13 protein-coding genes are annotated in these 22,864 nt (G+C 65.1%); 12 read left to right on the forward strand and 1 reads right to left on the reverse strand.

Annotation, left to right across the window (positions count from 1 at the left end):
• The first annotated feature begins 129 nt into the window (after positions 1-129).
• Both QA649_RS05895 and QA649_RS05900 read left to right on the forward strand, forming a co-directional pair.
• Positions 130-6,942, forward strand: coding sequence for a FecR domain-containing protein (locus QA649_RS05895; protein WP_283023362.1), 6,813 nt, complete (start codon positions 130-132; stop codon positions 6,940-6,942).
• Between the two features lie 141 nt (positions 6,943-7,083).
• Positions 7,084-9,315 carry an adenylate/guanylate cyclase domain-containing protein gene (locus QA649_RS05900; protein WP_283023363.1) on the forward strand — a complete coding sequence of 744 codons (2,232 nt, stop codon included), beginning with the start codon at positions 7,084-7,086 and terminating at the stop codon, positions 9,313-9,315.
• Between the two features lie 238 nt (positions 9,316-9,553).
• Here QA649_RS05900 and QA649_RS05905 read toward each other — a convergent pair whose 3' ends face one another.
• Positions 9,554-11,149 carry an ABC transporter substrate-binding protein gene (locus tag QA649_RS05905; RefSeq protein ID WP_283023364.1) on the reverse strand — a complete coding sequence of 532 codons (1,596 nt, stop codon included), beginning with the start codon at positions 11,147-11,149 and terminating at the stop codon, positions 9,554-9,556.
• Between the two features lie 199 nt (positions 11,150-11,348).
• Between QA649_RS05905 and QA649_RS05910 the strand changes: the two genes are divergently transcribed.
• The 10 genes from QA649_RS05910 (at position 11,349) to QA649_RS05955 (ending at position 22,743) form a co-directional block, all read left to right on the forward strand.
• A complete protein-coding gene (locus QA649_RS05910; RefSeq protein WP_283023365.1) occupies positions 11,349-13,007 on the forward strand; it encodes an ABC transporter substrate-binding protein in 1,659 nt (552 codons plus the stop codon).
• 192 nt (positions 13,008-13,199) lie between these two features.
• Positions 13,200-14,153: an ABC transporter permease gene (locus QA649_RS05915; protein WP_018643381.1), complete on the forward strand. Its 954-nt coding sequence runs from the start codon at positions 13,200-13,202 to the stop codon at positions 14,151-14,153.
• A 3-nt stretch (positions 14,154-14,156) separates the two neighbouring features.
• Positions 14,157-15,059, forward strand: a complete 903-nt coding sequence (locus QA649_RS05920) for an ABC transporter permease (protein ID WP_283023366.1) — start codon at positions 14,157-14,159, stop codon at positions 15,057-15,059.
• Positions 15,060-15,062: 3 nt separating this feature from the next.
• Entirely contained in the window at positions 15,063-16,124 is a 1,062-nt protein-coding gene (locus QA649_RS05925; protein WP_283023367.1) for an oligopeptide/dipeptide ABC transporter ATP-binding protein, read from the forward strand.
• Positions 16,121-16,318 carry a hypothetical protein gene (locus QA649_RS05930; RefSeq protein WP_283023368.1) on the forward strand — a complete coding sequence of 66 codons (198 nt, stop codon included), beginning with the start codon at positions 16,121-16,123 and terminating at the stop codon, positions 16,316-16,318. Before QA649_RS05925 ends, QA649_RS05930 begins: the two co-directional genes overlap by 4 nt.
• Positions 16,315-17,730, forward strand: a complete 1,416-nt coding sequence (locus tag QA649_RS05935) for an amidase (RefSeq protein WP_283023369.1) — start codon at positions 16,315-16,317, stop codon at positions 17,728-17,730. The genes QA649_RS05930 and QA649_RS05935 overlap by 4 nt, the downstream gene beginning before the upstream one ends.
• A complete protein-coding gene (locus tag QA649_RS05940) occupies positions 17,727-18,701 on the forward strand; it encodes an ABC transporter ATP-binding protein (RefSeq protein ID WP_283023370.1) in 975 nt (324 codons plus the stop codon). The genes QA649_RS05935 and QA649_RS05940 overlap by 4 nt, the downstream gene beginning before the upstream one ends.
• Before the next feature lie 447 nt (positions 18,702-19,148).
• Entirely contained in the window at positions 19,149-19,418 is a 270-nt protein-coding gene (locus QA649_RS05945; RefSeq protein ID WP_018643375.1) for a GlsB/YeaQ/YmgE family stress response membrane protein, read from the forward strand.
• Between the two features lie 248 nt (positions 19,419-19,666).
• Positions 19,667-21,415: a type I secretion system permease/ATPase gene (locus tag QA649_RS05950; RefSeq protein ID WP_260387789.1), complete on the forward strand. Its 1,749-nt coding sequence runs from the start codon at positions 19,667-19,669 to the stop codon at positions 21,413-21,415.
• Positions 21,412-22,743 carry an HlyD family type I secretion periplasmic adaptor subunit gene (locus QA649_RS05955; protein WP_283023371.1) on the forward strand — a complete coding sequence of 444 codons (1,332 nt, stop codon included), beginning with the start codon at positions 21,412-21,414 and terminating at the stop codon, positions 22,741-22,743. The genes QA649_RS05950 and QA649_RS05955 overlap by 4 nt, the downstream gene beginning before the upstream one ends.
• Positions 22,744-22,864 lie beyond the last annotated feature (121 nt).

Below are 22,864 nucleotides of genomic sequence, written 5' to 3' on the forward strand. Positions count from 1 at the left end.
CGGGCGTCCGCAAGGCCAAGTGATGCGAAATCACACAAGCAATAGATGGTTTCGCTAAGGACTTGGTAATGCTAAGCAAGCTTAGGCGGTCGATACTTTCATAATTATTAACCCTTTTACGGTGCCCCGTTGAACTACGCTGGCAAATTTGACGCCGCGATTCCCTTGAACGGCGAAGGTTCCCACTCGCCCGGCTATGTCCATGTCGATTCCTTTACCGCCAAGGCGCACGGTCGCGTGCCCGATGGGGCTGTCGTTGTTCCCGACCCGAATCTGATCTTCAACGGCGAGTTCAAGCGCTCAGGTCTCGACCTCGTGCTGTCCCATGAGGGGCGCGACTTCGTCGTTCACGATTATTTTAGGGGCGAGCAGCGTGCCGCACTGGCCTCGTCCGATGGCGCCCACCTCACCGGCGACGTCGTCAATGCGCTGACCGGCCACGTCCAGGTTGCCCAGGCCGCGCCGGGCACGGCTGCGGCCCAGGTCATCGGCCACGTCACGAAGCTCTCCGGCAGCGCGACCGCGATCCGCAACGGCGTTTCGGTCATCCTCAACAACGGCGACAATGTCGAGAAGGGCGACGTGGTGTCGACCGGCGCGGATTCGACGCTCGGCATCACCTTCATCGACGGCACCGTGTTCGGCCTGTCCTCCAATGCGCGGATGGTGCTGAACGAGATGGTCTACGACCCCAACGGGTCGAACAACTCCTCGCTGCTGAGCCTGGTGGCAGGCACCATCACCTTTGTCGCCGGCGAAACCGCCAAGCACGGCGACATGAAGGTCGACACGCCGGTCGCGACCATGGGCATCCGCGGCACCGCGGTACTGACCCAGATCAACTTCGTCATTCCCGCCGGCGGCGGCGACCCGCAGCCGCAGGCGAGCTTCCAGGTGCTGGTCGAGCCGAACGGCACCACGGGCTCCTATATCCTGTTCGACAAGATCACGCTGCTGCCGATCGCGACGGTCAACCAGGCCGGCCAGATGATCCAGATCAGCGGCGGCAACGTCTCGATCAGCAACGCGCTGATGTCGCCGGACGTGCAGAAGCTGATCACGGACGTGTTCACGCTGAAGTTCACCGACAACAACAGCAACACCAAGCTGACCACGAACTTCACCGACACGATCACGCCGACCAGCCAGGATCTGGTGCTCAAGTCGGCGTCGGGCGCCGTCGTGATCGCGACCTTCACGAACCTCAATCACACAGGATCAGAAGGGCCCGGCAATTCCACGTCGCCTGCCACGCGTATCCCCGGCCAGCCGCTGGTGCAGAGCCTCGATCTCGGCGGCAATGTGAAGACCGAGTTCTCGCTGAGCGAGCGCGCGGACACCACCGGCGACACCACGCATTCCGATACGATCTCCGGCCGGATCACCTTCGTCGATCAGAATCTCGGCGACCGGCCGACGGTGAGCATAAGCCTCGCCGAGGCGCCGAACTACGTCTACAAGAACGCCGGCCAGCAGGACGTCACCGGCTCGCTCAGCGCTCTTCAGAAGCAGGACATCGCGGCGACGCTGATCCAGATCAGCGTGGCCCCCGACGGCGGCAACAACAACAACGGCTCGGCGGTCTGGACCTATACGATCCCCGATAACGTGTTCGATTTTCTCGCGGCCGGCGAAACGCTGACGCTGACCTACATGGTCCGCGTCGACACCAATTTTCAGGTCGCCCCCGAATCCAAGTTCATCCCGATCACCATCACGATTACGGGCACCAACGACAAGCCGGTGATCACCAGCAGCGTTCCGACCATCACCTTCGAAGGCGGCACCAGCGTGCCGGGCGGCCCGCTCGTCAGCGATGAGGCGACCTCGGGCACGCTGAACTTCGCCGACGTCGATCTGACCGACGCCCATACCGTGTCGGTGGCGCTGACCAGTGCGACGCTGCCTGACGGCAGCACCGTTCCGCCGGGCCCGCTCGCGGCGTTCCAGAGCGCGATGTCGGTTGCCATCGCGTCGGGAGCCGACAGCACCGGCGATGGCACCGGCACCATCAACTGGTCGCTGGCCGATCTTCCGGTCTACCTCGCCGACTTCATTCCGAAGGGCGAGGTGCTGACGCTGGTCTACACCGTGACGGTCAAGGACACGCATGGCGGGACCGCGCAACAGACCATCACCGTCACGATCACCGGTACCGATGCGCCCGCCGTGGTGTGGATCGCGACCGAGAAGCCCGGCGCGCCCTCGGGCGGCTTCTGGAAAGACGCCGCGAACTGGGCGACCGGCACCGTTCCGACCATCGACGATGACGTCATCGTCATCACCGATCAATTGCACGGCCTGACGCCGTCCTATCCGGTGACGATCGACGCAGCTGCCTACGCCAAGTCGCTGACGATGAACGATTTCGGCGGCCCGCCGCCGAAGGTGATCGTCCAGAGTTCGCTGACGATTGCTGGCGCGCTCAACATGGGCGCCGATTCGATCCTGACCAACGCCGGCTCGATGTTCGTTGGCGGCAAGGCCGAGATCTTGGATACGAGCGTGCTCACCAATACGGGCCACCTGACGTTCCAGGGTGGCGGCGATTTCGCCGTCGGTACCACGATCACCAATTCCGGCACGCTCGAACTGTTCGGCGGCACGCTGAAGACGCGGGCCGAGATCCACAATGCCGGCGGCACGCTGAAGACCGATGCCGGCGCGACGCTGATCGTCGATGGCACGACGGTCGACGGCGGCACCGTCACCATTCTCGGCACGCTGGAGCTCGACGGCGTCAGCCTGATCGAGAACGGCACGCTGAACAATTCCGGCACGGTGAACGTCAAGGGCACGGTCGAGTTCGCTCACGAGACCGTGGACAACGCGTCGAGCGGTGTGATCGAGGTGCTGGCAAATGGCTGGCTGACGATCCATCAGGGCTCCAGCATCACCAATGCCGGCCAGATCACCATCGACGCCTCCGGCAGGTTGGTCGTCACCAACGCGACCATCGGCGGAGCCGGTGGGGTGATCGGCACCGGGAACGGCGAGGGCGAGGGGGGGCCGATCTTCAACGCCGGTCTCCAGGGCGCCGGCACGATCACCAACGATGGTGAGATTGATCTCACCGGCGACGCCGTCCTGAGCGGCGGCATCCTGAACAACAATGCCCTCTTCAACGTCAGCGGCACCGGCAATGCGCTGAGCGACGAGACCGTCACCAATGCCGGCATCATCGAAGTGCTCGCCGGCGGCGCGCTGGCGATCGATCTGGGCTCGACGGTCGACAATTCGAGCGGCAACGTCGTCATCGACGGCAATGCCGCGCTGACGCTGGACGACGCCACGATCAGCGGCGGCGCGATCAAGGGTGCGGGCACGATCGGCGTTACGGGCGCCAGCCGCATCGACGGCGGGGCGACGGTTAGCATCAGCACCGTCACCGTCGAGAGCGACGTCACGCTGACGTTTGGCAACGCGACCGTTGTGGGCACCGAGATCGCCAATCACGGCACCGTCAATGTCGATGCAAGCAAGACGCTGACGTTGAACGGTGCGAGCCTGACCGGCGGTACGCTCACCGTCTCCGGCACGCTGGAATCGACCGGCACGAGCGCCATCGACAATGCCGGCATCACCATTGCCGGCACCGGAGCGATCTCTGTCACCAGCGGTACCCTGACGATCGATCCGGCCACGATCCATGCCATCACCAATCACGGCCTGATCGAGGCGATCACCGGCGGCACGCTGAAGCTGACGGCCGCCACCATCACCAACACCGGCGGCACGATCTCGGTCGACGGCACCTCGAAGCTCTATCTGACCGACGTCTCGATCAACGGCGGCAACCTGAGCAATGCCGGCAATCTCTACAGCGTCTCGGGCTCCAACACGATCACGGCTGGCGTCACCAACAGCGGCGGTACCATCGAAGTTCAGGCCGGCACGCTCAATCTCGCCGGTGGCATCACCGGCGTCGGCACGCTGATCATCGACAACGGCGCGACGCTCGAGCTCGGCGGCGCGAACGAGCAGACCGCCACCTTCGCGGGCGGCGCCAATACGCTCAAGCTGGACGACACCAGTCACGATTTTGCCGGCACCATCGCCGGTCTGGCGACGAGCGGCGGCACCTTTACCGTCACAGGCGATGCCGACATCAATTCGGGGAAGGGCGACGCGCTCGACTTCACCGCATCGGGCGGGACGGCCGACAGTCGCGGCAACATCATTCTGACGCCGACCGGCGCGCTGACCGGCGCGACCAACGGCATCGTCGTCACTCAGAACGGCATCGGCGACATCTCGCTGACGACGGTCGGCGCCATCACCGGTCAGACCGGCAACGGCATCGTGCTGCACGACGGCGCGGCCGGCGCCGGCGACATCACGGCTACGATCGGCGGCGGCGTGTCCGGCGCAGTCGGTCTCGACGTCGTCTCCCATGGCGACGGCAACGTCAGCATCTCGAATAACGGGCACATCACCGGCGCGACCTCGTTCGGCATCAATATCGACCAGGACGATGCAGACGCGACCGGCTCGACGTCCATCACCAACACCGGATCGGTGGTCGGCGCCGACGGTTTTGCGGCGATCTCGATCCAGGAGAACGGCACCGGCGCTGCGTCGATTACCAATTCCGGCACCATCGGGCCCGACGATGCCGGCGCCGTGACCTCGACGACCTATGCGATCGTCGAGACCGGCGGCGAGATCACGTTCAACAACACCGGCCACATCAACGGCAATATCTCGGTTGCCACCGCCACGTTCAATAATAATGCGGGCGGCACCTGGACGGTCGCCGGCAGCGGCGTGTTCGGCGATACGTCGTCGATCGTCAACCATGGTGCCATCGATCTGCACGGTGCCTCGATTTCCGGGGTCGACCTGACCATCGAAAATGATGGTGACATCGACAGCTGGGGCACCGCGTCGATCACCGGCGACATCACAAACACCGCCACCGGCTCGATCGAGGTCCACACCGGGACACTGACGCTGTTCGGCTCCCTGTCGGGCTCGGTTACGGGTTCGGTTGTGGTCGACGCCGGCGCGACGCTCGAGGTCAAGGGCACGGTGTCGCAGACGATCACGCTCGCCGGTGACGGCGCCGAGCTCGAGATCGATACGACGGATTTCGGCGGCTCGATCGCGCAGCTGTCCGCCAACGACAAGATCGACCTGACGATGATCAAGTGGGGGCCTGGCACCAGCGCGGTCTATGTCCCCGATGCCGACGATCCCGCGAGCGGCGGCGTGCTGACCGTCACCGGCGACGATGGCCAGACCATCAGCCTGACGCTCGTCGGAGATTATCGCAACGCACACTTCGCGGGCAGCGATGAGGGCGGGCACACGCTGATCACGATCCATGCGGATGACGACGCGCCGGTGCTCGACACGGCCCATGCGACGCTGACTGCAGGTTTCGCCGAGCGTGAAAACACCACCGGCTCCGGTGCGTCCGACCCGGTGCCGGCTGCGACCGGTTCGATCGACTTCACCGACATCGACCTGACCGACCGTCCAACGGCGACAGTCACCGGTCAGGTCGTGACCTCGCTCGCTGCGGACGGCACCACTGACCTCACCGCGTCGCTCACGCCTGGCCAGATCGCCGCGTTGAAGGACGCGCTGACCTATGGGCAGACCGGCAAGAACAACGGCACGGTCACCTGGAGCTATTCGATCGCCGACAACGCGCTCGATTTCCTCGCCAAGGACCAGACCGTGAAGGTTGTGTCCACCATTACGCTCGATGACGGCCAGGGCCAGAAGGTGATGGCGGACGTCGTTGTCACGATCACCGGCACGAACGACGCGCCGACGCTCGACAACACGACGCTGGCCTCGGTCGCGGGCAACGACAGCAATCCGGTCGGAAGCACCATCAGCAGCCTCTTCACGGGCAAGTTCCACGACGCCGATGCCGGGGCGACCCTCAAGGCCATCGCGGTGACGTCCGATACCGCCACGGCGGCGCAGGGTGTCTGGCAGTACGAGCTCGCCGGCACCCATCAATGGGTCGATATCGGGGCGGTCAGTGACACGAGTGCGCTGGTGCTGGGCCCGGACACGCTGCTTCGCTTCGTGCCGGCCAACGGCTTCACCGGGACGCCGGACGCGCTAGGCGTGCATGCCCTCGACAACACCTATGTCGGCGGCATCACGACCACTTCGGCGACGGCGACAACCGATATCACGGCCATGAGCACCGACGGCACGGCATCGGTGTCGGACAAGCTCACCACAATCGGCACGAGCGTGACGGCGCCTTCCGCCAGCGGCCCGGTCATCAACACCGAGCACTTCCAGGTCGAGCATATCCGCGAGAACAGCAACGAGATCATCACCGATCTGGTGGTCACCGACGCCGATTCCGGCGCTGCGACGGACACTTTCACCCTCTCGGTGTCGACCTCGCACCCGGATACCAGCAGCGTCAGTGTCTATCCGGCGTCCGGTTCGCTCGCCCAGATCAATACCGGCCTCGCAGAAGGCGCCGGCATTGCCTACGATCCGACGGGCGCCAGCACCGATCAGTTCCCCGTGCCGCCGGGCACCGACCGGATCACGCTGACGGTCACGGACACGACCAAGGGCCTGTCCGACACCGTCAACTTCATCTTCGTCGAGGGCGCCAACAGCCAGGGCATCACGCTGGCAGGGGCCGCCGGCAAGGACGTGATCTTCGCGACCGAGACGAGCGACACGCTCATTGGTGGCGGCGCCAAGGACCAGTTCGTGTTCGCGCCGACGTCGTCGCAGCATATGGCCCAGCACACCGTGAACGATTTCGAGGTCGGCCTCGACAAGATCGACCTGAGGCAGTTCACCAGCATCACGTCATGGACGCAGGTATCCTCGCTCGCGGAGCAGCACGGTGCCGATACCTTGCTCACGCTCGACAACAACGACAAGATCCTCCTGAAGAACACTGCTGTCGGCAGTCTCAACGCCGGCGACTTCATCCTTCATGTGAGTTAGAGGCGGACCCTCCGGGAAACGGCTCATTATTCCGCTTTGATCGCGACAAAAAATCCTTATTTTCTGTCGCCGAACCATTGGCCATTTGCCTCACGGCGATCCAAGATCAGGCCCCAAGCGGTTGCAGGAAGTTCAACCGGCATGAGACGTCTCAAGATCCTCCGGCGGTGGTTTGCGCAGAAGTTCGGCTTGGCGCGGCTGATGTGCCTTGCGCTGCTGGTCGCGTTCGCCGCCGCCCGCCTCTGGGACCCGCCGCCGATCCAGGAATTGCGGCTGCGCACCTTCGACATGTTCCAGCTGATCGATCCGCGCCACAAGACGATACGGCCGGTTACCATCGTCGACATCGACGACAAGAGCCTTGCCAAGTTTGGCCAATGGCCGTGGTCACGGACGCGGATCGCGGACATGATCATGAACCTCACCAATAACGGCGCGGTCGCGATCGGCTTCGACGTGGTGTTTTCAGAGCCCGACCGGCTCAATCCGGATCTGGTCGCCGGCCAGATGCGCTATCTGGACGACGCCACCCGCGCCAGGCTGAGCGAGCTGCCGAGCAACGACCAGATCCTCTCGGAAGCGATCAAGCGCTCGCGCGTGGTGCTGGGCGAGACCGGACAGTCGGTGATCACGTCGGAGATCGACAAGTCGCTTCCCTTCACAGGGGTGGCGACGGTCGGCGAGGAGAATGCCGAGAAGTTTCTGTTCGAGTTCCCGGGCCTGTTGCGCAACGTGCCCGTGATCGAGAAGGTCGCCGCCGGTCGTGGCCTGTTCACGATCAGGACCGAGCGCGACGGCTTGATCCGCCGCGTGCCGATGGTGATGCGCGCCCAGGGCAACATCATGCCCTCGCTCAGCCTGGAGATCCTGCGGGTCATCACCAGCACGCCGACGCTGCTGGTCCGGACCGACAAGTCCGGCGTGCGGGCCATCCGCCTCAAGGGCGTCGAGATCCCGACCGACAGGAACGGCCAGCTCTGGGTGCACTACGCCCGCTATGATCCCTCGATCTACGTCTCGGCCGCCGACGTGCTCGACAACACGGTGTCGCCGAGCAAGATCGCCGGCAAGCTCGTGCTGATCGGCACCTCCGCGGTCGGCCTGAACGACATCAAGACCACGCCGGTATCCCGGGCCATGCCGGGTGTCGAGATCCACGCCCAGGTGCTGGAGAGCGTGCTCACCGGGGCGATGATCTCGCAGCCGAACTATGCGCTCGGTATCGAGCTGATCGCTGCGCTGTTCATTGGCCTGCTCGTCATCATCTTCACGCCGAATCTCGGTCCGGTGCGCCTGGTGCTCGCCGGTGCGATGTTCGCCGCGATCCTGGTCGGCACATCCTGGTTCTTCTACGCGCAGTACCGCCAGCTCATCGACTTCACTTATCCGCTGCTCTCGACAACCGCGATCTACCTGACGCTGATCTTCGCCAGCTTCGTGCGCGAGCAGCGTCAGCGCGTGCAGATCCGCGGCATGTTCGCGCAGTACATGTCGCCGGTGCTGGTCGAGCAGCTGGCGCAGTCGCCGGAAAAGCTCGTGCTTGGCGGCGAGGAGCGCGAGATGACGATCATGTTCTCCGACGTGCGCGGCTTCACCACGATCTCGGAAAGCTACAAGCACGATCCGCAGGGGCTGATCGCGCTGATGAACCGCTTCCTGACGCCGTTGACCGACGTCATCATCGAGCGGAAGGGCTACATCGACAAATACATGGGCGACGCCATCATGGCGTTCTGGAATGCGCCGCTCGACGATGCCGAGCACCAGGTCAACGCCTGCGAAGCCGCGATCCAGATGCTCGAGCAGATCGATGCGGTCAACAAGGAGCGCGAGCAGGAAGCCGCCGACGGCGGCCACGTCTACATCCCGCTCAACGTCGGCATCGGCCTCAACACCGGCATCGGCGTGGTCGGCAACATGGGCTCCGACCTCAAGAAGAACTATTCGGTGCTCGGCGACAGCGTGAACCTCGCCTCGCGCCTGGAAGGGCAGACCAAGGAATACGGCTTCCCGATCATCGTCGGCTCCAGGACGGCGCTCGCCGCCAAGGACAAGTTCGCGATCCTCGAGCTCGACTTCATCATGGTCAAGGGCAAGACCGAGCCGGAGGTGATCTACGCCATCGCCGGCCGCGAGGACGTGATGCATTCGGCCGCCTTCCAGCGCCTGCGCAACATCACCATCGAGATGCTCGGCTGCTACCGCAACCGCGACTGGCAGGGCGCGATGAACGCGATCGAGCGCGGCCGCCGCAGCGAAGACGCCGACACGCTGGAAAAGCTGTTCAAGCTCTACGAAGCGAGGATCAAGGATTTCCAGATCAATCCGCCGCCGGAGGACTGGACCGGGGCGTACGCGCTGCTGACGAAGTAGCGGGCGTTAGGTGTGGCCTTGAAGGCGGCCACACCTTCGATGTCGTCCTGGCGAAAGCCAGGACGACACCGTTTGTCTGGCGTGCAGTTTGATCCTTAACGCTATCTGCGCCGAGCATCAGTTCTCGTAGGGTGGGCAAAGGCGCGTCAGCGCCGTGCCCACGTCTTATCTTCCGCGTCGTAGCATGGTGGGACGCTACGCTTTGCCCACCCTACGAGAGCGGCGCGTAGCCCACCCCTCACTCCACCCCGATCGTCGTCAGGTCCTGGAACCAGTGCTGGGCCTGCACGAACTGCTTGATCTTCGGCGACAGCGCATGCGGGTTGGTGTCGTGGACGACCCAGACCAGCACGGCATCATCCACGATCAGCGCATGCGCCTGCGCCAGCAATTCATCCTGCTTGGTGCTGTCGAAGGTCTGCTTGGCCTCGTCGATCAATGCGTCCACCTTGGGGTTCTTGTAGCCGCCCCAGTTGACGCCGACCGGCGCGATCTGGCCGGAGTGGAAGAAGCGGACGATGGCGTAGAGCGGATCGGAGGTGACATAGGCGATGTTGTTGGCGGTGATACCGGCGTTCATCTCGTCCGCCGCGCCCTTGCGCCAATGCGTGTAGAGCGTCTCGAGCTCGACCACCTTGAAGTCGATCTCGATGCCGATCTCTTTAAAACTCTGCTGCAGGAATTCGTTCATCGGCAGCGACAGCATCTGGCCGGTGCCGCCTTGCGCGATGATGAAGGTGGTCTTCAGCGGTTTTGCCTTGGAGTAGCCCGCTTCCTCCACCAGCTTCTTGGCGGCGGCCAGATCATATTTCAGCTCGAAGGTCGGCTTGCCGAACCACGGGCTCGACGGGTCGACCTGGCCCTTGGCGGGTTTTGCGAGGCCGTTCATCAGGCCGACGACTTCGTCACGGTTGATGGCGAGATTGAGCGCCTTGCGCAGGCGGATGTCGGTCCAGGGCGAGCCCGGCAGCACGCTGAGGTGATAGTTCCACACATGCGGCGTGACGTTGTCGACGAGCTTCATGCCGGCCGCTTTGAGCTGCGGCACGGCATCCGGCGCCGGCGTCTCGATCAGGTCCACTTGTCCGGCGAGCAGCGCATTGGTGCGCGTCAGCGCTTCCGGCATTGGCACCAGCACGATCTTGTCGACCTTGGGAATGCGCTTCTTGTTCCAGTAGTCCGGATTCTTGCTGAGCTCCGCGAGCTCGCGCGGCACCAGTTTCGTCAGCTTGAACGGGCCGGTGCCCGAGGGCTGGCTGGCGAACTTGTCCCAGTCCTTGCCGAGCTTTTCATACTGCGCCGGGCTCGACACCAGGAACCAGAGCATCTGATAGGGGAAGAAGGAGTCGACCGTCTTGGTGGTGATCTCCACCGTGAAGTCGTCGATCCTGGCGTAGCTGGCGACGGAGGGCAGGCGGGTCTTCACCTGCGCGCTCTGCCGCTTGTCGAATTGCGGCGCCTTGTCGTTGAGCACCTTGTCCAGATTCCAGATCACCGCGTCGGCGTTGAACTCGCTGCCGTCGTGAAACTTCACGCCCTTGCGAAGGGTGAAGCGCCATTTGGTCTTGTCGGCATCGTCCACTTTCCATTCGGTGGCGAGGCCCGGCACCAGCTTGCCCGGGCGATCGGCGACGTCCATCTCCCAGGCCACCAGCGGATCGTAGATCGTGTAGGCCGTGAACTGATAGGCGCCGGCGCCGCGATCGGGCTGCCCCGTCGTCAGCGGAATATCCGCCATCGAGATGCCGTAGCGCACCACCGTTTCGGCGCGCGCCGAGATTACGGAAACTGTCAGCGCAAGCACGGCGAGACAGGTCGACAGACGAATACGCATGGCCCAAAGCTCCAGGGAGGATCTGGGGCCAAACTTGCAATCTTGATGCCAGAATAGGCAGTGCGCCTGTTTCGCCCGTGCGTCATCACAAGGACTTGTCGTCGCAGGGGCAATTTGCAGAAAAAGTTTCTCCTTGGCATAGCCATTGCATACGATTGCATCAAAATTAATCATCGAAAGCCGAAGAAGGATCGAGGCGATGCTTATCAAGAACAAGAAGACACGGGCGGCGCTGATCGCGCTCTTGGCGCTTGGCAGCGCGGCCGCATGGCCGCGCGTGGTCGCTGCGGAAACGGTGCTGCGCATCGGCATGACTGCTGCCGATATTCCGCGCACCCTCGGCCAGCCCGATCAGGGTTTTGAAGGAAATCGCTTCACCGGCCTCACCATGTATGACGCGCTGACCGGCTGGGACCTGTCCTCTGCCGACAAGCCGAGCGTGGTGATCCCGGGCCTTGCCACCGAGTGGAAGGTCGACGATGCCGACAAGACCAAATGGACCTTCAAGCTGCGCCCCGGCGTGACCTTCCATGACGGCACGCCGTTCAATGCCGACGCCGTGGTATGGAACGTCGAGAAGGTGCTGAAGCAGGACGCGTCGCAATTCGACGCCAGCCAGGTCGGCGTCACGGCCTCGCGCATGCCGACGCTGGCCTCCGCGAAGAAGATCGACGACATGACGGTCGAGCTCACCACCAAGGAGCCCGACAGCTTCCTGCCGATCAACCTCACCAATTTGTTCATGGCGAGCCCGGCGAAGTGGCAGCATTTCTACGACAAGGCCGAAGGCGCCGATGCCAAGGCGAAGTCGCAGGCCGCCTGGACCGCCTTCGCCAAGGACGCCGCGGGCACCGGCCCCTGGAAGATGGCGAGCTTCACCCCGCGCGAACGGCTCGAGCTGGTCAAGAACGCGAGCTACTGGAACAAGGATCGCGTGCCCAAGGTCGACAAGATGGTGCTCCTGCCGATGCCGGAGGCGAATGCGCGCACCGCGGCGCTGCTGTCCGGGCAGGTCGATTGGGTCGAGGCGCCGGCGCCGGATGCGCTGCCCGAGCTGAAGCAGCGCGGCTTCAAGCTCTACGCCAACGAGCAGCCGCATGTCTGGCCGTGGCAGTTCTCGCGCGTCGAGGGGTCGCCCTGGAACGACATCCGCGTGCGCAAGGCGGCCAACCTCTGCGTCGATCGCGAAGGCCTCAAGGACGGCCTGCTTGCGGGGCTGATGGTGCCGGCGTCCGGCACTTTCGAGCCCGGCCATCCCTGGCGCGGCAAGCCGAGCTTCGAGATCAAGTACGACAAGGCGGCTGCGCAGAAGCTGATGCAGGAGGCCGGCTTCGGTCCAGCTAAGAAGCTCTCGGTGAAGATCCAGACCTCGGCGTCCGGATCGGGACAGATGCAGCCGCTGCCGATGAACGAATATCTCCAGCAGGCGCTCGCCGAGTGCTATTTCGACGTGAAACTCGACGTCATCGAGTGGAACACGCTGTTCACCAACTGGCGCCGCGGCGCCAAGGATCCCTCGGCCAACGGCTCGAACGCGACCAACGTCACCTATGCGGCGATGGACCCGTTCTTCGCCCTGGTGCGCTTCCTGCAATCGGGCATGGCGCCGCCGGTCTCGAACAATTGGGGCTTCATCAACGAGCCCAAGTTCGACGAGCTGGTGAAGAAGGCGCGCCAGACGTTTGACCCGGCCGCACGCGACGCCGCGCTCGCCGAGCTGCACGCGGCCTCCGTCGATGACGCCGCCTTCCTCTACGTCGCCCACGACGTCGGCCCACGTGCGATGAGCCCGAAGGTCACCGGCGTCGTGCAGCCGAAGAGCTGGTTCATCGACTTCTCGCTGGTGTCGATGCAGTAGTTCGCGCCACACGCACAGTGCACCCTCTCCCCTTGTGGGAGAGGGTGGCTTCGCGTTAGCGAAGCCGGGTGAGGGGTTTCTCTCCGCGGATGCGGACCTCTCAATTGATGCAAATTCGTCCGCGGACAGAACCCCTCATCCGGCGCTTCGCGCCACCTTCTCCCACAAGGGGAGAAGGAAGAAAGAAGTAACGTGCTCGCCTATACCGCCAGACGCATTGTCTATGTCGTCCCCATCGTCATCAGCGTGGCGCTGGTGTGCTTCCTGCTCGTGCACATCACGCCGGGCGATCCGCTCGTTGCCGTGCTGCCGGCCGATGCGTCGCAGGAGCTCGCGGCGCAGCTGCGCGCCGCCTATGGCTTCGACCGGCCGCTGCCGGTGCAGTTCGGGCTTTGGCTGCTCCGTGCCCTGCATGGCGATCTCGGCAATTCCATCGCGACGGGGCGCCCGGTGCTCGCCGAAGTCATGCGCGCGGTCGGCAACACCGTCACGCTGGCGATCGCGGCCGCCATCATCGGCTTCACCATGGGCATCCTGCTCGGCCTGATCGCCGGCTATTTCCGCGAGACCTGGATCGACAAGGTCGCGACCTCCTTCGCCATCGCCGGCGTGTCGGTGCCGCATTACTGGCTCGGCATGCTGCTCGTCATCATCTTCTCGGTCCAGCTCAACTGGCTGCCCGCGGTCGGTGCCGGCCCCAGCGGCTCCAACTCCTGGGCCTGGGACTGGGCGCACCTGAAATATCTCGTGCTGCCGGCGATCACGACCTCGGTGATTCCCATGGGCATCGTCACCCGCACGGTGCGCGCGCTCACCGGCGATATCCTCAGCCAGGATTTCGTCGAAGCCCTGCGCGCAAAAGGCCTGCGCGAAACCGGCGTGTTCCGCCATGTCATCAAGAACGCCGCGCCCACCGCGCTCGCGGTGATGGGCCTCCAGTTGGGTTACATGCTCGGCGGCTCGATCCTGATCGAGACCGTGTTCTCCTGGCCGGGCTCGGGCTTCCTGCTCAACTCGGCGATCTTCCAGCGCGACCTGCCGCTGCTGCAGGGCACGATCCTGATCCTGGCGCTGTTCTTCGTCTTCCTCAACCTCCTGGTCGACATCGCGCAAGCCGCGATCGACCCGCGCATCAAGCGGGGCTAGCCGATGAGCGAGCTTCCGTTGTCCGCCACCGCCGATGCCGCGCTGCAGGCCGCGCCCGCCACCAAGGCGCGCGGCTATTGGGCGACCGTCGGCCGCCGCATCATGCGGGACAAGGTCAGCATGGCCTGCGCGCTGGTGCTGCTGCTGATCCTCCTCTCCGCGATCCTCGCGCCGTGGCTGGGTCTCGAGGACCCCTACAAGGGCTCGATGATCCGTCGCCTCCGTCACATCGGCACGACAGGCTATCCGCTCGGCACCGACGAGCTCGGCCGCGACATGCTGGCGCGGCTGATCTATGGCGGGCGGCTGTCGCTGGTGATCGGCATCCTGCCCGTGATCCTGGCCTTCTGCATCGGCACCTCGCTCGGCATCGTCGCCGGCTATGTCGGCGGCAAGCTCAACACCGCGATCATGCGCACGGTCGACGTGTTCTATGCCTTCCCGTCGGTGCTGCTGGCGATCGCGATCTCCGGCGCGCTGGGTGCCGGCATCCTCAACTCCATCGTGGCGCTCACCATCGTGTTCGTGCCGCAGATCACCCGCGTCGCCGAGAGCGTCACCACAGGCGTGCGCAACATGGACTTCGTCGAGGCCGCGCGCGCCTCCGGCGCCGGGGCCTTCACCATCATGCGCGTGCACATCCTCGGCAACGTGCTGGGCGCGATCTTCGTCTATGCCACCAGCCTGATCTCGGTCTCGATGATTTTGGCGGCCGGTCTCTCCTTCCTCGGCCTCGGCACAAAACCGCCGGAGCCGGAATGGGGCCTGATGCTGAACACGCTGCGCACCGCGATCTACGTCAACCCCTGGGTCGCAGCCTTGCCGGGTGCGATGATCTTCGCGGTCTCGATCTGCTTCAATCTCCTCTCGGACGGCCTGCGCAGCGCCATGGACATCAGGAACTAGGCCATGAGCGAGAGCAACACATCTGTCGCAATGCTGGAGCAGGTCGAGGACCGAGGCGGCGTCGCGCAGCCGCTGCTCCAGGTCAACGGTCTGACCAAGCACTTTCCGGTTCGCGGCGGGCTGTTCGCCGCCAAGCGCACCGTGCGTGCCGTGGACAACGTCTCCTTCTCCGTCGCCAAGGGCGAGACGGTCGGCATCGTCGGCGAGTCCGGCTGCGGCAAGTCCACCACCGCGCGCCTCCTGATGCATCTGATGCCGCGCGATGACGGCGACATCATCTATGACGGCATGACCGTCGGGCGGTCGCTGTCGCTGCGCGAGCTACGCCGCGGCATGCAGATGGTGTTCCAGGATTCCTACGCCTCGCTCAATCCGCGCCTCACAATCGAGGAATCGATCGCCTTCGGCCCGAAAGTCCACGGCATGGCGGACGGCGCGGCGAGGGCGCTCGCCCGCGAGTTGCTCGGCAAGGTCGGCCTGCGCCCCGAAAACTTCGCCAACCGCTATCCGCACGAGATCTCCGGCGGCCAGCGTCAGCGCGTCAACATCGCGCGCGCGCTGGCGCTGTCGCCGCGGCTGGTGATCCTGGACGAGGCCGTCTCCGCGCTCGACAAGTCCGTCGAGGCGCAGGTGCTCAATTTGCTGGCCGATCTCAAGCGCGAGTTCGGCCTGACTTATCTGTTCATCAGCCACGACCTCAACGTCGTGCGCTACATCAGTGATCGCGTGCTGGTGATGTATCTCGGCGAGGTCGTCGAGCTCGGCCCGGTCGATCAGGTCTGGGACAGCCCGGCGCATCCCTATACGCGCGCGCTGCTCGCCGCGATGCCGTCCTCCGATCCTGATAACCGCACCGAGAAGCCGCCGATCACGGGCGATCCGCCCAATCCGATCGACCCGCCCCCGGGCTGCCGCTTCCACACCCGCTGCGCGTTTGCGGAGCCGCTCTGCGCAAATGCTGCACCAAAGCTCACGGCCGTCGATACAATGGGCCACGAGGCCGCGTGCCACATGGCGATCCCGGGTTCAGGCCATAGCCACGCGCCCGCAGGGGAAACAGCATGACAAGACCGACACCAAAAGAGATCAAGCCCATCGCGCAAGTCTCGGGCATTCCCGTCGACGACGAGATCGCAACGCGAATCTCCAACGCCATCGGGCCGGCCTTCGAGGGCTTTGCCGCGATCGCCGGCACGCTGCCTTTCGACCTCGAGCCCGCGTCCTACGTGGTTGCGCAGATGCAGAAGGTGTCGAAATGAGCCTTGAACCTGCCTTGATGACGCTCACCGAGGTCGCGCGTGCGATCGCGATGAAGCAGGTATCCTCGCATGAGGTGACGCGTGCGCTGCTGCACCGCATCGCGCAATGGCAGCCGCATCTCAACGCCTTCATGTCGATCGAAGCGGAGGCCGCGCTGAAGGCGGCCGAGGCCGCCGATGCCGAGCTCGCCAAGGGTAACGCCCGCGGGCCGCTGCACGGCGTGCCGCTCGCGCACAAGGACATGTATTACGACGCCGGCTATGTTGCGACCTGCGGCTCGCTGATCCGCCGCGATTTCGTCGCGACCACGACGTCCACGGCCCTGCAACGGCTGAAGGACGCCGGCCAGGTCCGGCTCGGCACGCTGCACCTTGCCGAGTTCGCCTATGGCCCGACCGGCCACAACGCCCATTACGGTCCGGTGCGCAATCCCTGGAACGTCGCGCATATCACCGGCGGCTCGTCGTCGGGCTCCGGCTCGGCGGTCGCCGCGCGCCTGACCTATGCGGCACTTGGCTCCGACACTGGCGGCTCGATCCGCATGCCCGCGCATTTCTGCGGTGTCACCGGCCTCAAGACCACCTGGAGCCGCGTCAGCCGCGCCGGCGCAATGCCGCTGTCGCAATCGCTCGACACCGTCGGCCCGCTCGCCCGCACCGCAGAGGATTGCGCGCTGCTGCTGGCGCTGATGGCCGGTCCCGATCCCGAGGATCCGACTTGCAGCCATGAGCCGCTGTCGGACTATGTCGGTGCGGCCAAGGGCTCGCTGAAGGGACTCAAGATCGGAGTCCCCGCGTCGTTCTACGTCGACGATCTCGACAGCGAGGTCGCGCGCGTGCTCGACGAGACCATTGCAGTGCTCAAGCGCGAAGGTGCCGACATCGTCAAGGTCGAGCTGCCCGACCAGCGGCAATTGTCCTCGGCAAGCCAGCTTGTGCTCGCCGCGGAAGCTGCCGCCTTCCACAAGCGCTGGATGATCGAGCGTCCGCAGGATTACGGCGCGCAGGTCCTGATGCGGCTGCAGAACGGTCTCACGGTGCCTGCCATCACCTATCTCGAGGCGATGCGCTGGCGTGGCCCGGCGCTCGCCGCGCACAATGCGGCGACCGCGGGCGTCGATGCGGTGATCGCACCGGCCTCCCCGGTGCCGGCGCCGACGATCGAGGAGAGCGACGTCGGCGGCGGACCGAACGCACCGGCCATGGTGCAGCGCCTGACGCTGTTTACCCGCCCGGTGAATTTCTTGGGCCTGCCGTCGCTCACCGTGCCCTCGGGCTTCACCAAGAGCGGCCTGCCTGTCGGCATGCAGCTGATCGGCCGCTCCTTCGATGAAGCGACCCTGCTCACCATCGGCGCCGCCTTCCAGCGCGCAACCGACTATCACGATCGATTGCCGAAACTGCCGTCATGACAAAGCTCGTCGAGATATCAGGCCTCAACATCCGCTTCACCGGCGAGCGCACGGTCTATGCCGTGAACGATCTCAATCTCTCGCTTGGTGACGGCGAGGTACTGGGCCTGCTCGGCGAATCCGGTTCGGGCAAGAGCGTGACCCTGCGTGCGCTGATGCGGCTGTTGCCGAAGAAGCGCACGCAGATTTCGGGCTCCGTCAACGTGATGGGACAGGACGTGCTCGCCATGAATGACGAGCAGCTGTCGTCGTTCCGCGGCCAGACCGTGTCGATGATCTTCCAGGAGCCCGCGCTGGCGCTCGACCCAGTCTACACCATCGGCGCGCAGATCGCCGAAAGCGTGGTGCGCCACGAAGGCAAGTCCTATGCGGAGGGTCGCGCGCGGGCCCTGGAGATGCTCGAGGTCGTGCGCATTCCCTCGGCCAAGCGACGGCTCGATGCCTATCCGCACGAGATGTCCGGCGGCATGCGCCAGCGTGCGATGATCGCACTCGCGCTCGCCTGCCGCCCCAAGATCCTGCTCGCGGACGAGCCGACTACGGCGCTCGATGCCACCGTGCAGATCCAGATCCTCTTGCTGCTGCGCGAGCTGCAGCGCGAGTTCGGCATGTCCGTCATCTTCGTCACCCACGACATTGGTGTTGCGATCGAGATCTGCGACCGCGTCGCCGTGATGTATGCCGGCCAGATCGTCGAGCAGGGGACCTTGCGCGACATCGTCCGCACCCCCGTGCATCCCTACGCCAAGGGCCTGCTTGCCTCGACCATTCATGGCGCGAGGCGGGGGCAGCGGCTCGAGACCATCCCCGGCACGCCGCCCTCGCTGGCCGAGAAGCCCCACAACTGCTCCTTCGCCCCCCGCTGCGCCGTGGCCCAGCCGCGTTGCCTCGAGCAATTGCCGGCCAATGTCGAGGTCGGCCCGGGCCGGGCGGCGCGGTGCGTGCTGGCGGAGCCGGCGGTCGCGACGTAGCCGGTACGCTCCCTCGCAAGCGCACTATCGATGTGAGCCGTGGTGCAGCCTCATGCACACTGCGCTCCCTGCCCCTTGCGAGGGAGGGCGGGGGAGAGGGGTAGCCACGAACTCGGACCTCGCCCGTGGCCACCCCTCTCCCTGCCCCTCCCCCGCAAGGGGGGAGGGAATGAGAGAGTGATGCGTCCCTCACCTCATAAGGGTAGGGAATTCGAGCGCAGTGCGTCCCGCGCGTCAAACCGCGCGCTTCTTCAAAATTCCCCCACGACAACACCGACTTGTCACAGTTCGCCGCCCGCATTCCGGCCAAGCCACCTCTACTGTGCATGGGGTTGTTTTCGACATTTTTTGTCGGGACGGGCGGGCGGGGGCCCGCAAAAGATATTCAGACCCCATTCATCCCGGTTCCGGTTCCATGCGCCCGTTCACGGAGAGGGACTTCAACTTATGTACATTTCTGGCCAAAGCCTCATCGTCATCCTGTTCGTCGGCCTGGTCGCCGGCTGGCTCGCGGGCAAGGTGGTCCGCGGAGCCGGATTCGGCATCATCGGCGACATCGTGATCGGCATCGCCGGCGCGTTCGTCGCCAGCTTCCTGTTCCCGAAGCTCGGCATCCATCTTGGCGTCGGGCTGGTCTCGGAGATCATCTATTCCGCGATCGGCGCCATCATTCTGCTGCTGGTTGTCCGCCTGGTGCGCGGCGGCGGGCGGCTCTAGCGCCGCAAGCCAACCTGGCGCCTCCCCGTCTTGGGAAAGGCGTCAGGTCCGCAAGAAAAAGCCGCAAGCCTGTGAGATTCCGGGCTTGCGCGCGGGGCCATCAGGGGTAGTAGATGTGGCCACCAGGGGTTGGATTGATCAACCGCGTTGACGAAGGGGCGAGAACGCGATGTTAATCCAGGTCAATTACTCCTGAAATTGCCTTTGAAATCAGGGGCCTTGCCCCATACCCGAAAGAGATCAGACTGATGGCAGCCGTACCCGGCGTTCGCCGTTCAGAGCTTGCTGACGCGCTGCGCGCCTGTCGCACGGCGTTCGTCGGCGTCGGCCTGATGAGCTGCGTGATCAACCTGCTCTATCTGACCGGGTCGATCTTCATGCTGGAGGTTTACGACCGGGTGCTGCCGAGCCGCAGCGTTCCAACCCTGGTCGGCCTCATTATCCTCGCCAGCTTCCTCTACATGGCGCAGGGCGTGCTCGACATGATCCGCAACCGGATCCTCGGGCGGATCGGAACCTCGCTTGATGATGCCCTCAACAAGCGCGTGTTCGACACCATCGTGCGCCTGCCGCTGCTGGTCGGGAGCCGCAACGAGGGCCTGCAGCCGCTGCGCGACCTCGACAATGTCCGCTCCTTCCTCGGCGGCATGGGCCCGAGCGCGTTCTTCGACCTGCCCTGGCTGCCGCTCTACCTCGCCATCTGCTTCGCCTTCCACGTCCTGATCGGGGTGACTGCTCTGGTCGGCGCCATCATCCTGGTGGGCCTGACGCTGGTCACCGAATTCATGTCCCGCCAGCCGGCGAAAGAGGCGATGGGCCTTGCCGCGCAGCGTAACGATCTCGCCCAGTCCAGCCGCCGCAACGCCGAGGTGATGGTGGCGATGGGCATGACCGGCCGGATGAACCAGCGCTGGAGCGAGGCCAACGAAAAATATCTCGCCGGCAATCAGCGTGCGAGCGACGTCGCCGGCGGCTTAGGGGCGGTCGCGAAAGTGCTGCGCATGATGCTGCAATCGGCGGTGCTCGCCGTCGGCGCCTATCTCGTCATCCATCAGGAGGCGACCGCGGGCATCATCATCGCCGGCTCGATCCTCTCCGCCCGCGCGCTGGCGCCGGTCGATCTCGCCATCGCGCACTGGAAATCCTTCGTCGCGGCCCGTCAGAGCTGGCAGCGCCTCACGCGCCTCTTGGAGCAGATGCCGGCGCAGACGATGCCGACCCAGTTGCAGGCGCCGACCAGCCGCCTCTCGGTCGAGGGTGTCGCAATGGTGCCGCCGGGCGACCAGCGCCTCATCGTGCAGGACGTCAGCTTCGCGCTCGCCGCCGGCAACGGTCTCGGCGTGATCGGGCCGAGCGGCTCCGGCAAATCCTCGCTGATCCGCGCACTCGTCGGCGTCTGGCAGCCGGTGCGCGGCAAGGTGCGGCTCGACGGCGCGGCGCTCGATCAATGGTCAAGCGACGTGCTCGGCCGCCACATCGGCTATCTGCCGCAGGACGTCGAACTGTTCGGCGGCACCATCGCGCAGAACATCAGCCGGTTCGATCCCGAGGCCACCTCCGACGGCATCATCGCCGCGGCGAAGGAGGCCGGCGTGCACGAGATGATCATCAAGATGCGCGAGGGCTACAACACGCAGGTCGGCGAGCAGGGCACAGCACTGTCCGCAGGACAGGCGCAGCGCGTGGCACTGGCGCGCGCGCTCTACGGCAGTCCGTTCCTGATCGTGCTCGACGAGCCCAATTCCAACCTCGATACCGAAGGCGACGAGGCGCTGACCCGCGCCATCCGCTCGGCGCGCGAGCGCGGCGCCATCGTCATCGTGGTGGCGCATCGCCCCATCGGCGTCGAGGCGGTCGACCAGATTCTGGTGCTGCGCGATGGCCGCATGCAGGCCTTCGGCCCGAAGGAGCAGGTGCTCGCCCAGGTGCTGCAGCCGCGGGTGACGCCGCCGGCCCCGATCAAGGTCGTCAGTGAAGGCGGAGTGGCCAAATCATGAGCACGGTGGCGATCGGCGGTGCGAAGCCCGCCAAGAAGACCGTGCGTGATTCCATCACGTTTCACCTGATGCTCGGCCTTGGCATCGTACTGGTCCTCGTCGTCGGCCTCGGCGGCTGGGCATCGACGGTGCTGATCTCGGGCGCGTTGATCGCGCCGGGCCAGATCGTGGTCGAATCCAACGTCAAGAAGGTGCAGCACCCGACCGGCGGCGTGGTCGGCGAGCTGCGCGCCCGCGATGGCGACGTGGTCAAGGCCGGCGACATCGTGGTGCGGCTCGACGACACCGTGACCAGGGCGAACCTCTCCATCGTCACCAAGAATCTCGACGCCGCGCAGGCGCGCACCGCCCGGCTCCAGGCCGAGCAACGCGGTCTCGACAAGATCGAGTTTCCGCAATCCCTGCTCGACCGCAGCGGCGATCCCGACGTCAAGGCGCTGCTCTCCGCCGAGACCAAGCTGTTCGAGGTCCGCGTCAACGGCCGCGCCGGCCAGAAGGCGCAGCTCCGCGAGCGCGTCCTGCAGCTCAACGAAGAAATCGAGGGCCTGTCCGCGCAGGAGACGGCCAAGGACAAGGAGATCGCGCTGGTCCAGAACGAGCTCACCGGCGTCCGCGATCTCTACGACAAGCGTCTGGTGCAGATCTCGCGACTGACCCAGCTCGAGCGCGACAGTGCCCGCCTCAACGGCGAGCGCGCGCAGTACATCGCCTCGCGCGCGCAGGCCAAGGGCAAGATCACCGAGACCGAGCTCCAGATCATCCAGGTCGACAAGGACATGGTCAGCGAGGTCTCCAAGGATCTGCGCGAGACCAACGACAAGATCGGCGAGCTGATCGAGCGCAAGGTCGCTGCCGAGGACCAGCTTCGCCGCGTCGACATCCGCGCGCCGCAGGACGGCATGGTGCTGCAATCGACGGTGCACACCGTCGGCGGCGTCGTCACCGCCGGCGACACCTTGATGCTGATCGTGCCGCAAGCCGACGACCTCCAGGTCGAGGCCAAGGTCAATCCGGTCGACATCGACAAGCTCCAGATCGGCCAGAAGACGCTGCTGCGCCTGTCCGCCTTCAACCAGCGCACCACGCCCGAGCTCAACGGCGTCGTCAGCCGCGTCTCGCCCGACGTCACCACCGAGCAGCGCACCGGCCAGAGCTACTACACCATCCGCGTCTCGATGCCGCCGGAGGAGATCGCCCGCCTCGGTGACGTCAAGATCATTCCCGGCATGCCCGTGGAAGCCTTCGTCCAGACCGGCGACCGCACCATGCTGTCCTACCTGATGAAGCCGCTGCACGACCAGCTGATGCGGGCCTTCAGGGAGAAGTGACGCGCGAAAGCGCGTCATCCCGGAGCGCGCTTAGCGCGCATCCGGGATCTGGGGCAGCGATGACGGTCCCGTAGGGTGGGCAAAGGCGCAATGCGTCGTGCCCACGTTCTTTTACACGTCG

It is taken from the genome of Bradyrhizobium sp. CB1717, from assembly GCF_029714325.1.
Taxonomy (GTDB): Bacteria; Pseudomonadota; Alphaproteobacteria; order Rhizobiales; family Xanthobacteraceae; genus Bradyrhizobium.